We start from the raw sequence: 16,390 nt of genomic DNA, 5'->3' as shown, positions 1-16,390 counted from the left end.
AGAACCCCCTACGGGCCCTCGTTCCCCTCTTTTATCCTTCGCTTATCTCCCAAAGCGGGTGCAAATATAAAACTCTTTTTTACATTCGCACAAGACTAAAACACTAATTTTTCTGTTATTTTTTTTATAAAAAAATAGCCCCTTGATTATCAGTGACTAACACGATAAAAAAATGAAAAAATTATGAAAAAAGATTCCAAACCAAACCAAATCGAATCACAAAGTCACGATAGGGATAATCTGGAGCGGCGTAATAATTGTATTCTTGGGTCCAAATGGTATTCAGATGTTCGGCCTTCAAATAGATTCTTGTCTGCCGTACTTTTGCATTGATAAAAAAATCAATCAAAGGGAACGCACCAAACGCTTCATTGTTTTGGGTATAGAACTCCCCCAATAGCGGATGGTACCCGTTCATATTATAGCTTGTAAAGTATTTAAAGGTCACCCCAGTTTGTAAATACATCGCTTTTTTAAATACATCACTAGAAAAATACAAGGTATTGCGTGTTACGAAATCGGGCACGTTCAGCACTTGATCTTCTTGGGTTACATTCTGATACATTATCGTGTTGTTCAACGCCCACTTCTTGTACCGAAATTCCTTATTGCATTTAACTTTTAAATGGTTAATGGTCGTGTTATCTTGAAAAGGTCTTACAAAGGCATTTTCAAGGCCCGTTTCAATAGCCTCTTCGGTTATGGAACCATCAATACCAAAATAGGTATAGTTGTCAATTGCCGAATACTTTGCTTCCAAATTGCCAAAAAACTTTGAATCTAATCCAAAAGTGACGGTTTGAACCTGCTGTTTTTCAAACAAGCCCGTATTTTGCCAATTAAAATTTTCATATTCACTCTGATAAAGCAAAAAGTTAAAGTTTGGCGCCCGTGACGAACCATGTATTGCCGCCCATGCACTATTGTTCTCATTGATGCGGTATGTTGCCGATCCATCAAACAGGGTACCGGTCAAATCACCTGATAAATTGTAGCGCAGACTACCATCTAAAACCAGTTTGCCAAAAGTATTTTTATAATCGGCACCTAAGGCAATCTCATTACCAGCCAATCTGTTTTGAATGGTTTGGTCTGCGGTGATTACTTGGCTATTAAAAAAGTATTGGTAATTGTAAAAATTTAAATTACCTGATAAGCTCCCTAATAGTTTGTTCGAAAAATTTGCAGAGACCTGATGGTACGTAGTCTTAAGTGTTGCCCTATCTAATATAGGGGTTACAAAAGCCTCACCAAAAGTATCGTTGGCACTGCTCTGGTTAAACTGGTAGAATTTGGACTCATAGCTAAATTTATGGCCTATTGCCAATAAGGTAGATCTTGTTTGCAAAGAATCTTTACGGGGCCGCACCACATTATACTGATGGTCAAGAAAGTACCTTTTGCCCAGAATACGATTATCGGCATTGGTATAGATTACGTCTATTCTTGAGCGATCTAAAAACTCATCAACCCCTGATTCAAATTGCAACTCCCTTTCTAAAAGCCCACCATTCTCTTCGGTTTCAATATCTTGAGAGACATAGTGCCCCCGCACCCAATACCTATTATTACGGGTACGATAATTAAAACTGGTGCGAAAACTACCTGATTCCGCTTGATCGAACTGGTATTTCCCCAAAGATCGGAATCCTTTATAGGCCAGTGCGATATTCAATCTTGGTGTCATATTAAAAGTGAGTAAGGCATCTAACAACTGCCCTTGTTCCAGTGTGGTTTTAAAAAACAACTCCGTCATAGGGGTCGGCACATTATAATAAAAAACATCTTCCTCCTCGAAATACCCAAAATGCCTACCCACGGCGCCAAGTCTGGGATAAAGCGACGTATTTTCAAAATTGACCCCCAATGAATTATAAGGCTGACCGATATTGGAAAAGGGCATTAATTCAAAATCATCACGTCGTAAAAAATTGTAGCGGTATTCTTTTTTGATGGTCAACGTGGTATCGACGAAGGTAGTGTCCCTAGCTGAGTTAATAATTCTGTAATCGGCAATAGTTACGGTTCTTTCTTCTTTACCGTTCTTTTTTTTACCGCTAGGGAGACCACCAACGGAATCAATTTTTTTTTGAAGTGAAGCGTTTGTTCTAGATGGTATGGAATCGTTTTGGGCGCGGACCGTACAAAAGGTCAATAGCAAAAAGACAATAAAGATGTATCGCATTAATAGGTACTTAACCAAGCAAAGGTATTTATTTTTGTTCGTAACAAAATGTGAAAGTTTTTTACCTCAGTATTGAATATTTTTCATTTGCACCCAATTCTTAAACCTTGGCATATTGGATATACCATGATTTTTTTGTTTCTACTGAAAATTGAATTCAACCGATACATCGAGCATTCAACGTTAAAACAAAAATTCTCTTAAAAAAATGTAAAAAAAATGCATATTTTAACGCCCTGATAGCAAAAAAGATTCAAATGAAAAGAAGATTACTATTGCTTTGTTTTTTGACGGCAACTTTTTCCTTTGCACAATTTAACGAGGCTGCACCTTGGATGAAAGAGCTGCGCAAAACCAAAGCAACGACAAGCACTTCAAGAGTAGAAAATGCTAAAGAAGTGTACACATTCAATGAAATTAGAACCGCTTTTTACCAGTATTGGGAGGGCAAAGAGGAAGAACGCAATAAAAAAGGAAGTGGATACAAACCTTTTTTACGTTGGGAAAACTATTGGTCACATTTCGTGAAACCGGATGGCACCTTGCCCACGGGAGCTGAACTCTGGCAAAGTTGGGAGAACGTGCAACAAAGTGCGGGACCTGTCAATCCTAATAGCGACTGGACGACCCTAGGGCCTGTTATCAACGGGGAACTAAACACTGCCTTGCCTGGAATTGGAAGAATCAATGCTGTCGCCGTTGACCCAAACAACGTAGATGTTTGGTATGTGGGTGCACCCGCCGGGGGACTTTGGCGGTCTGCCGATGCTGGGGCTACCTGGACGAATCTTTTTGATGAATTCCCTCAAATTGGGGTGTCGGGTATTGCCATAAACCCTGATGACAGCAATACCATCTTGATCGCGACTGGTGATGATGATGCTTCTGATTCGTTTAGCGCTGGAGTGTTTCGTTCGATTGACGGTGGGGCTACTTGGGCAGAAACCAGCATTAACCCAAGTAACCAAGATGAATTTGATACTTTGAACGAGATTACCTACGACCCCACAGATTCTAATGTGGTCTGGGTAGCAGGTACTGATGGCCTACAAAGATCTTTGGATGGCGGACTCACCTGGACGGTGATGCTTGCAGAGAGGATTACCGATTTTCAATTAAAACCGGGGGATTCCAATACCATCTATGCCGTAGATAGTAATACAGTGTATCGCACAATAGACGGAGGCGCAACGTTCGAAACCATCAATGACGGTGTTATTCCTGATAATGGAGGAAGAATGGTCATAGGGGTAACTCCTGCGGCACCCGAAACCGTTTATATTTGCGTTGCTGATGTTATTAGTCGAGGTTCTTCATTTTTAGGATTGTTCAAATCCACGGATAGCGGAGACACTTTTGCACAAACTGCGGAAACTGACGATATTTTTGGAAGTAGCCAAGCCTGGTTTGATTTCGCTATAGCGGTATCACCAACAAATCCCGATGAAGTTTATGTCGGCGTCCTTGATATCTGGAAATCAACTGATGGTGGTGATGATTTCACAAGACTTAATTTCTGGTTTTCACAAACCCCTTCATATACGCACGCAGATATACATACCCTCAAATTTTTCAATGGTCGTTTATTTTGCGGGAGTGATGGTGGTATCTTTTCATCATTGGATGGCGGAACGAACTTTACGGATCATACCGATGGCCTTGCCATAACCCAGTTTTACCGTATTGGTCTCGCTAAAAACAATGCCAGTAAGATCGTTGGGGGCACCCAAGACAATTCAGGATTTGTTTTCAATAATAACGAATGGAATGTATATACTGGTGGCGATGGCATGGATTATGAGATCGATCCCACCAATAGCAATATAGCCTATGGGTTTGTGCAATTTGGCAATCCGCTTTTTATTACCAATAATCTCGGGCTAACGGTTACTACTGTTTCTTCTCCGGATACTGGTTCAGGACCCTTGTCGGGCAATTGGATTACTCCTTTGGCAATTGATAGCGAAGGAACCGTTTATTCAGCCTATACCGCTGTTTTTAAATTGGTAGGCACGGAGTGGGAACAGGTATCAGACTTATTTACACAAGGCAATAATATCGATGATCTTGAAATCGATCCCAACAACCCCATGATCATGTATGCCGCCGATCAGGGTAATCTGTACCGCAGTGAAAATGGCGGGGAAGATTTTGTATTAATCAATCCTGTTGATGAGACTTTCGATACCCAAATTTCAGATATTGCCATTAACCAAAACGATAGTAATATTGTGTATTTGACCACTTCAAACCGAGTGGGTATATCCCAGGCTGGCCAACCAACAAATAGGGGAGTTTACAGAGTGACGGTCGATGGCAATAGTTTGGTAAGTCGCGAAAATATTACATTCGACCTGCCCCAAGACCAAGCCTATTTTTGTATTGCCCATCAAGATCGGGATAGTAACAATCCCATATATGTTGGAACAAATCTGGGAATATACCGTTTGGATGATACCCTTACCGAATGGGAGCAGTATTCCACTGGGTTACCTAACACATCAGTTTCGGATTTGGAAATCAGCCCTGATGATGGTGTTATTGTGGCGAGTACATATGGACGTGGGGCATGGCAATCACCATTACCTCCAGTAGCAACGCCTGACAATGATATTAAGGTCGTTGAAGTGATTACAAACGCGGGCTCCGTCACATGTGACGCAGTCATTACAACGGTAACCGTAGAGAATAGGGGTTTGAATGACATCACACAGATTGATATCATCTACAGCATTAACGGAGGGACAGAGGAGAATTTCATATTCAATACTCCGGTACTTAGCGGAGCTACTGCTACTTTTGATTTGCCAGCGTTAAATCCTACACCAGGTGAACTTTCCGTAGTAAGCGTTACCGCTTCAATTCCTGATGATGCCTTCCCCGAAAATAATACCCAAGAGGCTAGTCTTTTTGCAGCCAACATACCAGCAATGGGTGATCAACTCTTTGATATGGAGACTGAGTCTACCTCATTATTTGCGAACAATGTGGCTGGAACCATACCATTAGAGGGTGCAAGTTTGTGGGAACGTGGAGTACCAACAGGTACAGTATTGAACTCAGTAGCTTCTGGAACACAGGTATACGGTACCAATTTAGCTGGTGACCATACCAATAATACCACGGCCGTATTGTTCAGCGGTTGTTACGATTTATCTAGTATTATCGCCCCGAAATTAAGTTTTCAAATGGCCTTTGATTTAGAAGAGAATTTCGACATCGTCTATGTAATTTACTCCACTGACAATTTTGCAACTTCAAATGTTCTAGGTAGTGTTGACAGCCAACCCAATTGGTACAATAGTGACAGGACTAATGCCTCTTCGGGTGCCGATAATGATTGTCAAAACTGCCCTGGAGCACAATGGAACGGCACTAATGCAACCCTGACTAAGTACACTTATGATTTCGCAATAAATGCAGGTCTCGGCGAAACGGACTTGACAAACGAAACAAATATTCAATTTGGAATCATATTCGTTTCCGATCAAAGTGTAGTGCAAGAAGGTGTCATAGTTGATGATTTTATTATGGAAGGTTTTGAAGACGATGAAGACGATGATAACGATGGTGTTTTAGACGTCAATGACAACTGCCCCTTGGTAGCAAACGCAAATCAAGAAGATAATGATGGTGATCTTGAAGGGGATGTGTGTGACAATGATGACGATAACGATGGTATTTTAGACGCCGAAGATAATTGTCCCTTCACTGCAAATCCAGACCAAGCTGATGGTGACGGTGATGGTATCGGCGATGTTTGTGATGATGATTTGGATAATGACGGTGTACCAAACGACGTTGACCTTTGCGATGACACTCCTACAGGTTCGGTAATAGATGTTGATGGATGTGCTATTTTCTCATTGCCAGCAAATAATTTTAGTTTAAGAACCATTGGGGAGTCCTGTATTTCTACGGATAACGGCAGTGTTGAAATTTCGGCGGTGGAAACTTTAAACTATACTGCCACATTAACGGATGTAAATGCCATGGATACAGCAGCCGCATTTACGGATACCACAACGTTCACAGATCTTGTGGCCGGGCAATATACCTTGTGTATTACAGTTGAAGGTCAAGTGGGTTATCAACGTTGTTTTGACATAACCATCACAGAACCCGAACCTTTGGATGTAGATTCAAAGGTGAGTTCCCTGAATAATGAAGTTACCCTGAATTTACGTGGTGGTAAGGAATACTTGATTGAATTGAATGGAGAAGCCTTTATTACAACCGAAAACGAAATCACCTTGCCCTTAAGTAAAGTTGAAAACACGCTTTCGGTCCGTACGGATAAGGAATGTCAAGGCACTTATGAGGAGACTATTGTGCTTAGCTCGAAGATATTTATCTATCCAAATCCCGTTTCATCTGGTGAATTGAATATCTTTTTGGGATCTAGTGAATTCCAGCAGGTTGAAACAGCATTATTCACGGCACAAGGTAGACAAGTATTTTATAAAGCCTACAAACCAGACAATGGTTATGTACGTATGGACATTACCAATCTACCCCAAGGTGTATATCTTTTAAATATCAAAACAGACAACGCTTTGATGAACTATAAAATTTTAAGAAAATGAAACTAAATAACTTCTTATACCTTAGCATTTTAAGCTGTGCTTTAATTTCAACGGGTTGCAGTAGCAGCTCTAGTGATGACGACAATCCACCACCACCGACAGGGGGCGGTGACGATGATCCGGTAGTGGTTCTGGCACCAAGTGCAGCCACCCTTGTTTTTCCTGAAGACGTAACCGAATGTAATACCGGCGTTGTCGACCCAAATGATGAAACCAAAAGTACCGTTACCTTTGAATGGAATATTTCTGAAAACACGGATCGCTATACAGTAACCTTAACCAATTTGAACACCAACTCATCCACGTTTGTCAATTCAAACACCAATGAAGTTGATATTTTAATTGATAGGGGGACACCATACTCTTGGTTTGTAACCTCTAGGGCAAATGGAACTTCTGAAAGTGCCGACAGTCAAGTATTTAGATTCTTCAATGAAGGGCCTGGAGTCGAAAACTATGCCCCTTTTCCTGCAGAAGCAGTTGCCCCCTCACGTGGTGCTACTATTGCAACCACAACGATGGTAACTTTAGAATGGACAGCAAGCGATATTGACGATGATATCGTAAGTTTTGAAGTGTTTTTTGGAACCGAGGCCGACCCGGTTACTTCGATAGGCAGTGGCGAAACCACCAGTTTAGAAGCTGTTCCCGTTACCTCAGGAACCACTTATTTCTGGACAGTGGTCACTACCGACAGTACAGGAAATACCTCTACTTCTGAGATATTCCAATTTAAGGTAGGCTAATACCAATTACTTGGGTATGCTTTTCGCACAGTATAAATACCCAGATGAAGCAGGTACAGATGAAGCTGGCCGGGGCTGCTTGGCAGGCCCGGTCACTGCTGCTTGCATTATGCTTCCTGAAAAGTTCGAAAATGGTATACTGAACGATTCCAAACAACTTTCAGAACGCGATAGATACGATTTGGCCCCCTTGTTGCGAAAAGAGGCGCTTGACTATGGAGTGTGCCATATTTATGAGGAAAAAATTGATGAAATCAATATTTTGAATGCTTCCATATTAGCGATGCACGGAGCTTTAGAACAAATGGAAAAGTCTCCTTCGCTCATTCTGGTAGATGGCAATCGATTTAAGCCCTTTAAACAGATTCCACACAAATGTATCATTAAGGGTGATTCAAAATATAGCAGTATCGCGGCCGCTTCCGTTCTTGCCAAAACCTATCGAGATACCCATATGATACAATTACACCAAGAATTCCCTATGTACAATTGGGCTAAAAATAAAGGCTATCCTACAAAAGAACACCGCCACGCCATTAGAAAGTATGGGCTGACCAAATACCATAGAAAAAGCTTCAAACAATTACCCGAACAAATGCGTCTTGAATTTTAATAAAGACTGTAACTTTGTTTTTGTAGTACTTGAGTACCACATAACACTTTCTAATTTGGCCATGAAACTAAGAATACTCTTTCTTTTTATACTCTTTGGCTGTTGCAAAGAACAACAAGTTCAAACTGATGCAACCCTAACCTATCTGCCCACTAAAGCAGCTGCCATTCTTAAAATTTCCAATTTATCGAACTTCAAAAGTGAATTAAAAAACAATGCCTTTCTTGAGTTAAGCCAAAAAACCAATTTGTACCAAGCTATACATACCAAGTTGCAAGGGCTGCGTCATCTTACCACTGATGCCAATTGTACAATAGCTTTCTACGAACTCGGTAAAGACAATTTCGATTTTCTACTACTTATCGACGATAACCGCGATTCGTTTGCCCTTGGCGATGGCCAACAAGTAAATGTTGAGCATTTATCGTACGAAGGTACCTCAATAACAAAATATGAACTGGGAGATGACATACTATTTGGTATAGACCTATCTGGCAAGCTATTATTTAGTTCTTCACAGATTTTACTTGAAAATTCTATCAGGGGTGGATTTCAAAACAAGCCTTCACCGGCTTTATCAAAGCTTTTTAATACATCGGATAAGACTAAATCAGCAACACTCTTTATTGATTTAGACCATGGTGCAGCCTTACTTGAAAACAATCTAAAAGCGATTTCCACCATTGATACAGAAAAAATAGCTGATTGGGTTTCCGTTGACTTCTCTTCCAATCAGAACAGTATTTTGTTAAATGGGGTTTCCATAGCGAACGATACTTTGCGCAACGCCATCAATCTTTTCAAGGGTACCACCCCAGTTAGCAATAGTATTGCGGCCTTGAGCCCAAAAGCCACGGAAGCCCTTATCAGTTTTTCATTTAATGACTATAATCAATTCGCGAAAAATCAAAAATACTATCTGGATAAGGTCAAAGAACCGGACACTATTTTCAGTACCATTGAAGAACTGGGCATCATCTATCTTAACAATAAAAAAGCAGTAGTCTTGAATTCATTCGGGGCGGAAAGCCTATCGGAAAATATTACGGCCCTAAAAACTGAGGTATTTAATTATCAAGGAAGCGAAATTCTTCAATTGAACACTACCGATTTGGTTGAAAAGGCTTTTAAACCATTGCTCACCGATTTTAAATCAACTTATTGCACGATCATCGCCAACGCCTTTGTGTTTGCTGAAGATAGGGAAACCCTTCAAACGATTATTGCGAATATCAAGAGTGCCGCCACTTTCGACAGGACAGCGCTTTACCAAACGGCAAAAGCTTCATTGGCCAACGAGGCGTCTATTGAGATGATAGCCAACGAAAAAGGTATACAATACTTTATGGAACAAGACTTTTTAAAACAGCTATCCACCGACTTTAAAAAGATAGATTTCAGCAACTACACGTTCGCCTCACAATTGGTAGCAGATCAAAACTTTTATCATACCAGTATTTTAATTTCAAATATCAAGAAAGAAATCGCAGTCAATAGTGTAGCCCCCCTCTTCACAGTAGAGCTCGACAGCGATTTAGCTTTGAACCCACGGTTTGTCAAAAACCACAGAACCAACCAAAAAGAAATTCTGGTACAAGACAAAGACAACTACCTTTACCTTATCTCCAGTGAAGGTAAGATACGTTGGAAAAAGCAATTGGAAGGACCAATACGAGGTAAAGTACATCAAGTGGACCTCTATAAAAATGGCAAACTGCAATTGGCTTTTTGCACTAGCAACCAATTTCTCGTTCTTGACCGTAATGGTGATGAAGTAGCCCCGTTTGATAAAAAATTTGAATCAGGCAATCTTAATGGTCTGGCGGTATTTGATTATGAAAACACCAGAAATTACCGTTTTGTGGTGACCCAGGGTCGAAAAGTGTTCATGTTCGACGGTAAAGGAAAAATTGTGGAAGGTTTTACGTATACGGAAGCATCAAGCCCTATTATCAAAGCTCCGGAACATTTTCGTATTTCAAAAAAGGATTATCTCGTTTTTTTACTGGAAGACAACGCCATGACGATAAGACATAGGGCCGGGCAAGAACGCATAAAAGTGAATGCCAAAATTGATTTTTCAGACAACAACGTATTTCTATATAAGAACAAGTTTTCAATCACCGACAAAAAAGGGGTGTTGCATCAAATTGATACGAAGGGTAAACTTACTACCACCAATTTCAATTTGAACCAAGTACACGGTATGTTTGCCACGAGCAAGACCTTGGTTTTGATGAATGAAAATATTTTAAGCATAAAGGGGAAAAAGATTGAATTGGAGTTAGGGGTATACACTGCACCGAAAATCTTTTATATCTACGATAAAATCTATGTTAGTGTGACCGATATTCAAAGTCAACAAATCTACCTTTTCGATAGTCAAGCCAAGGCAATCCCAAATTTTCCCGTTTATGGTAGTTCTTTAATTGACCTTACTGACATGGACGGGGACAAAAGATTGGACTTGGTCGCCAAAGACCAAGAGAATTCAATAATCGTATACAAGATGAATTAACTGAATTTTATACGATCATTACTGCCACTTGTACAATTCTTCATTTTAATTGGCTCCTTTCTCGTACCTTTTCTTTGCATAAACAGAAACGGTATTAAAATGAAAAAATTGATTTTTCTTTCACTTGCTTGCGTCTTTACAAGCTTTATGGTATTTAGCCAATCGAATTGTAGCACTTTTTACCCGATGGAAGAAGGGGCTTCCTATTCGTATGCCCTGTACAACAAGAAAAACAAATTGGAAGGCACAACTGATTATAAGGTCTCAGAAGTCAATTCTTCTGGTGAAAATACCTACGCCACCCTGCAATTGAACTTTAGGGATGCAAAAGGCAAGAATGCTTTCGAATCAAATTACAATATCACCTGTACTGGTGAGGGCATCAAAATCGATTACAAGAGCTTGTTTCCGAGTCAGATGCAACAACAGTATACCGATATGGGTCTAGAAATGGATATTACGGGCACTGATGTCGAGCTACCGAATCAACTATCGGTAGGGCAAGACCTGAAAGATGCCAATGTCAATGTCAAAATGAAAATGAGTGGAATGAACATGAACATCGATGTCAATACGATAGATAGAAAAGTAATCGGAAAGGAATCGGTAACCACTGCTGCCGGAACTTTTGATTGTTTTGTCATTACTGCGAGGACCAAATCAAAGATGATGATGGCCAATCAAGAAATGAGCGATAAACTATGGCTGTCAGAAGGCGTAGGCATGGTCAAACAAGAAACCTATAATAAAAACGGAAAACTCTTAAGTCGTATGGAGCTTTCCCAATTTGCAAAGTAGTTTATCAGAAAAGACTAATCCTATATATGGGCACTTTGGTGCACCAATTTGGCTTCGAAGAGGTTTTCGAAATGGTATAACAATTTTTGTTTCACGGCCTGTAAATCAACTTTTGGGCTGCCCAATTCGACATTCAACGAGGTCACGGCCTTATCTTTAATACCACAAGGTATCATCATATCAAAATAGCCTAAATCCGTATTCACATTCAGCGCAAACCCATGCATAGTGACCCATCTACTGGCCCGAACGCCCATAGCACATATTTTGCGAGCGAACGGCGTACCCACATCTAACCAAACCCCGGTTTCCCCATCAGACCGTTCAGCTTTTAATCCATACTCGGCCAAGGTCAAAATGACCGCTTCTTCTAAAAATCGCAGGTATTTATGAATGTCGGTAAAAAAATTATCCAAATCTAAAATAGGGTACCCTACGATTTGACCGGGACCATGATAGGTGATATCGCCACCACGGTTTATCTTATAGAACGTAGCTCCTTTTTCGTCAAGTTCGGCCTTATTGACCAAAAGGTTATTAATGTCCCCACTTTTACCCAAAGTATAGACATGTGGGTGCTCTACAAACAAAAAGTAATTGGGAGTCTCTAAATTGCTCGCCTCCCTCCTATTCTTAATTTTGAGGTCAACGATCTTTTTGAAAAGTTGCTCTTGATAATCCCAAGTTTGCTTGTAATCGTTTAGTCCTAAATCTTGAACCCAAATTTCTTTGTTCATCTTTCAAAGATACAATGCAAGAACCAGTCTTCAAGTTCAACCTCAAGTATGATTGCCTCAGGATTCTTCATTATACCAAAAAAATTGCCTGATAAATCATCCATTTGCCATCTATAGAAAAAGTAGCGCCCTTCAACATTGATGCTTTTCAATCGCTTTGGAAAAGGATACTTAAAACCGAATGCAGCACTCGAAAGAAATATTGCATCATTTGTCAAACTATCTAAGCCTCTTTGAAAAACTTTTGATTGGTGATGGTATCATCCCTTTGAAACAAGGTTACCAAAAAAAGTATGTTTTACTTTGATACTGGGCTCTGAAGTAATTCTTAAGGTTCGTCCATTGTTCAGATGAAAATTGGGTAATATTGTCTTTCTTTTCTTCCAAAAAATCTTTAGATACCATGGTATAACCTCATAGCCATTTTGTTTACAAGCTATACATGGTACCGACCATGGCCACTACTTTAGTCTTTTCTTTTACAGGTCAATTTGTATTGTTCAAGATGACAAGTGCCGCAATCACGCCAGGCACCCAGCCACAAAAGGTTAAAAGCAGTACGATTAAGAAGGAACCACAACCTTTTCCAATTACCGAAAGGGGTGGAAAAATAATGGCCAATAAAACTCTCCAGAAACTCATTTTTTGATTTTTTGATTGATAATGCTTTTCAGCACATTGATGTATTTTATATGTAGTCTATACTTGTTTTTTGTTACAGATAATCCCGTATTTTTAATGCATGAAGCAATTCATGGTATTCCTTTTTTTTGGAAGTTGTTTTGTAGGTCATGCCCAATATCATTTTAGGGGTCAGGTACCAGTTCATCCCCATCATAAGGTAGTTTATCTTTCTATCGTCGACAACTACCGGAAATCTGAGCGTATTTATGCAGACCAAATTATTCAAAAAGCCGCAGTAGATACTTTAGGAAACTTTGTATTTGAAGGAAACCATCTCGCCACCGAGAATAACATATACAGAATACATATTGACAACTGCAACGAAAACCTAAATGGGACCAATCATTTTTTAAAACAATGCAATTCCATTCAGAGCGTCTTATTCGTCGCAAACAACAACGATTCCATAAACCTTCCTTTATTACGTAATAACCAAGCATTATGTGAAATCAATTCCACAAATAGTAAATCAGGATACCTATTGGCAGTTGAAAGCCTGAAAGAAGAGATGATTCTTGATTTTATGGACTACACTAGCAAAGCCGGTGAATCGCTCAACTACAAAAAGTGGTTTAAAACACTTCAAGATTTTGGTCGCAACTGCGAAGAACCTCTGGTCGAACTTTATGTTTACAATCTATTATCAAATCGGGCCAATGAAACGCATGATTATTATTTGACCGACTTGACCAGCAACCCTTATTACGACAATCTTGGCAAAAGACTAATAAAAGAATACCCCAACACCCCCCTTACCTTACAATATCAAAAAGAACTTAAAGGGGATAAAAGCTCATTTGCAGCCGTAAAAAACACTACATATATATTTGATTTCAAATTGGTACTGTCTATTTCAATGCTGCTTATTATTCTAGTCGGGTTGTTTCTCTTCAGAAGAAAAAGACACCTTCAAAATAACCATCCTATTCAAGATCTTACAGCACAAGAAACCACCATCATGCATAAAATCGCTGAAGGAAAATCAAACAAGGAAATCGCATCAGAACTCTATATAAGTGTCAGTACGGTCAAAACGCATATTAATAATTTGTACAAAAAACTAGGGGTATCATCCCGGGGTGATATCAAAGCCATGCGTTAAAACCAAAATCCACCCAGGTCTAGAACAAATTTCAACCCCCTAAATTTCTGCAAGCATGGGGTTTTCAATGATTTTTGAATTTAAAACTTAAAGATCATGAAAACCGTTATCACTTTATTTTTTAGTGTCATTTGCCACTTGGCCACAGCACAGCATCAAGAAATTACCACCGAAAAGGGGCAAAAATTTTTAGTGGGCCCCGTAACATTGGAAAATCTTCAAAAAGAACCTTATGAATCATGGTTTCGCACCAATTACAGCAGTTACGAGGTAGATAGCAATATCTCGAGTATACTTCAAACAAAAATGCAAGGTCATCAACTCAAATTATTTTTAGGCACTTGGTGTGGCGACAGTAAAAGGGAGGTGCCCCGAATGATCAAGCTTCTGGAAAAGGCAAAATTCCCGATGGAACAACTAGAACTGATTACTTTAGATAAACGGGGCGATAGGTACAAAAAAAGTCCCGGAGGTGAAGAAAAAGGTTGGAACATCATCAAAATACCGACACTTATTGTTCTTAAAGATGGTAAGGAAATCAATCGCATTGTAGAAAGTCCGGTTGACAGCCTTGAGGAAGACCTTCTTTCTATTTTTACCGGTCAAGACTATATTCCCCATTATTCTTCAAACTGATACGAGCACTATTAGGGGTATTAAAGCGCAAAAGTGTAATTTTGCGCTTTAATTTTTTTTGAACATGCAACTATCGGAACAAGAAATCGTACGTAGATCAAAATTGACAAAGCTTCGCGAAATGGGCATTGATCCCTATCCCGCAGCTTTATACCCAGTTGATGCCACTTCAAAAAGTATTAAACACGATTTTGAAGAAGGTAAGAAAGTAGTGATTTCAGGCCGATTAATGTCAAGAAGAATACAAGGTAAAGCCTCTTTTGCCGAGCTTCAAGATAGTGAGGGGCGAATTCAAGTATACTTCAATAGGGATGAAATCTGCCCAGGTGAAGATAAGGCACTATACAATGAGGTTTATAAAAAACTATTGGATATTGGCGATATCATTGGGGTTGAGGGAACCCTTTTTACGACACAAGTAGGTGAAAAAACGGTTATGGTCAAGGGGTTTTCGCTTTTGAGCAAGGCATTGCGCCCACTACCCTTGCCAAAGGTCGATGCCGAAGGCAATACTTATGATGAATTCAATGATCCTGAACTTCGCTATCGACAGCGCTATGTTGATTTGGTCGTAAACCCAAAAGTAAAGGACACCTTTATCAAGCGAACGAAAATCACGAATAGTATTCGTGAGTTTTACAATGAAAGAGGCTATTTAGAAGTGGAAACCCCAATTTTACAGCCGATACCCGGCGGTGCGGCCGCACGCCCATTTTTGACCCATCACAACGCCCTAAACATTCCATTATACTTGCGAATTGCAAATGAGCTGTACCTAAAAAGACTGATTGTTGGTGGTTTTGACGGTGTGTACGAGTTTTCTAAAGACTTCAGAAATGAGGGTATGGATCGCACCCATAACCCTGAGTTTACGGTAATGGAACTCTATGTGGCCTATAAAGACTACAACTGGATGATGGATACTACGGAACAATTGTTGGAAAAAGTTGCGCTCGACGCCAACGGTAGTACAAAACTTGTCGTAGGGGATAATGAAATAGAGTTTAAGGCACCTTACGCCAGGGTTCCTATTTTAGAGGCTATTGAAGCGCATACTGGTATTGACGTCACCGGAATGGACGAAGGGGAGTTACGCAATGTCGCCAAAGGCTTGAATATCGAAGTGGATGAAACCATGGGTGTCGGAAAATTGATCGATGAGATCTTTGGTGAAAAATGCGAACACCACTACATTCAGCCCACGTTCATTACGGATTACCCTAAAGAAATGAGTCCGCTGACCAAAGCACATCGAAGCAAACCCGGACTAACGGAACGTTTTGAGCTGATGGTCAACGGTAAGGAATTGGCGAACTGCTATTCGGAGCTCAACGATCCCATTGACCAAAGAGAACGTTTTGAGGAGCAATTAAAACTTTCTGAAAAGGGAGATGATGAGGCAATGTTCATCGATCAAGACTTTTTACGTGCCTTGGAGTATGGTATGCCCCCTACTGCCGGTATCGGAATTGGCATCGACCGATTGGTGATGTTATTGACCAACAATTCCTCAATTCAAGAAGTATTGTTCTTTCCGCAAATGCGTCCCGAGCGGCGAGTTGCCGCAGAGGTTTTATCTACCGAAGACGCAAAAGCTGTTTTTGAAATTTTGAAAAAGGTAGAAAAAATGTCATTATCCGATTTAAAAGAACAATCAGGTTTATCCAATAAAAAATGGGATAAATCGATAAAAGAATTGACCAAAAACAATTTAGCCAAAGTGCTCAAAACCGATGAAGGGCTTTTTGTAGAACTCGATTAGTATTTTTTACGTATGTAAAAAAA

Annotated in this window: 11 protein-coding genes; 8 read left to right on the top strand and 3 right to left on the bottom strand. The window is 40.0% G+C overall.

Translation table 11 applies throughout. The annotated features are described in order from the left end of the window. Positions 1 to 181: 181 nt before the first annotated feature. Entirely contained in the window at positions 182 to 2,185 is a 2,004-nt protein-coding gene (locus AACM45_RS12680) for a putative porin (RefSeq protein ID WP_339143115.1), read from the bottom strand. A gap of 257 nt (positions 2,186 to 2,442) precedes the next feature. Here AACM45_RS12680 and AACM45_RS12675 point away from each other — a divergent pair, with 257 nt between their 5' ends. The 5 genes from AACM45_RS12675 to AACM45_RS12655 all read left to right on the top strand — a co-directional run bounded on the left by AACM45_RS12675 (position 2,443) and on the right by AACM45_RS12655 (position 11,446). Continuing rightward, complete coding sequence (locus AACM45_RS12675; RefSeq protein WP_339143114.1) at positions 2,443 to 6,771, top strand: thrombospondin type 3 repeat-containing protein; 4,329 nt, start codon at positions 2,443 to 2,445, stop codon at positions 6,769 to 6,771. Continuing rightward, positions 6,768 to 7,517, top strand: coding sequence for a hypothetical protein (locus tag AACM45_RS12670; protein WP_339143113.1), 750 nt, complete (start codon positions 6,768 to 6,770; stop codon positions 7,515 to 7,517). The genes AACM45_RS12675 and AACM45_RS12670 overlap by 4 nt, the downstream gene beginning before the upstream one ends. Before the next feature lie 16 nt (positions 7,518 to 7,533). After that, positions 7,534 to 8,130, top strand: coding sequence for a ribonuclease HII (locus tag AACM45_RS12665; RefSeq protein WP_339143112.1), 597 nt, complete (start codon positions 7,534 to 7,536; stop codon positions 8,128 to 8,130). 61 nt (positions 8,131 to 8,191) lie between these two features. Beyond that, on the top strand, positions 8,192 to 10,648 hold the full coding sequence (locus tag AACM45_RS12660; RefSeq protein ID WP_339143111.1) for a ribonuclease HII: 2,457 nt from the start codon (positions 8,192 to 8,194) through the stop codon (positions 10,646 to 10,648). Positions 10,649 to 10,747: 99 nt separating this feature from the next. Further along, positions 10,748 to 11,446, top strand: a complete 699-nt coding sequence (locus AACM45_RS12655; protein WP_339143110.1) for a TapB family protein — start codon at positions 10,748 to 10,750, stop codon at positions 11,444 to 11,446. 20 nt (positions 11,447 to 11,466) lie between these two features. Here AACM45_RS12655 and lipB read toward each other — a convergent pair whose 3' ends face one another. Both lipB and AACM45_RS12645 read right to left on the bottom strand, forming a co-directional pair. Further along, the gene (lipB, locus tag AACM45_RS12650) at positions 11,467 to 12,183 is read right to left on the bottom strand and encodes a lipoyl(octanoyl) transferase LipB (protein ID WP_339143109.1); all 717 of its coding nucleotides are present in this window, start codon (positions 12,181 to 12,183) and stop codon (positions 11,467 to 11,469) included. Positions 12,184 to 12,669: 486 nt separating this feature from the next. After that, positions 12,670 to 12,825, bottom strand: a complete 156-nt coding sequence (locus AACM45_RS12645; RefSeq protein ID WP_339143106.1) for a YqaE/Pmp3 family membrane protein — start codon at positions 12,823 to 12,825, stop codon at positions 12,670 to 12,672. 100 nt (positions 12,826 to 12,925) lie between these two features. On the opposite strand from AACM45_RS12645, the gene AACM45_RS12640 reads away from it, so the two are divergent. The 3 genes from AACM45_RS12640 to lysS all read left to right on the top strand — a co-directional run bounded on the left by AACM45_RS12640 (position 12,926) and on the right by lysS (position 16,367). Then, on the top strand, positions 12,926 to 13,969 hold the full coding sequence (locus AACM45_RS12640) for a response regulator transcription factor (RefSeq protein ID WP_339143104.1): 1,044 nt from the start codon (positions 12,926 to 12,928) through the stop codon (positions 13,967 to 13,969). Between the two features lie 96 nt (positions 13,970 to 14,065). Next, complete coding sequence (locus tag AACM45_RS12635; protein ID WP_339143103.1) at positions 14,066 to 14,605, top strand: TlpA family protein disulfide reductase; 540 nt, start codon at positions 14,066 to 14,068, stop codon at positions 14,603 to 14,605. Positions 14,606 to 14,669: 64 nt separating this feature from the next. Further along, a complete protein-coding gene (gene lysS, locus AACM45_RS12630) occupies positions 14,670 to 16,367 on the top strand; it encodes a lysine--tRNA ligase (protein ID WP_339143101.1) in 1,698 nt (565 codons plus the stop codon). Positions 16,368 to 16,390: the final 23 nt, after the last annotated feature.

Source organism: Croceitalea sp. MTPC5, assembly GCF_036985505.1.
Lineage (GTDB): Bacteria > Bacteroidota > Bacteroidia > Flavobacteriales > Flavobacteriaceae > Croceitalea.
Note: the sequence above shows the minus strand (reverse complement) of the source record. Positions and strands in the feature narration are given on the sequence as shown.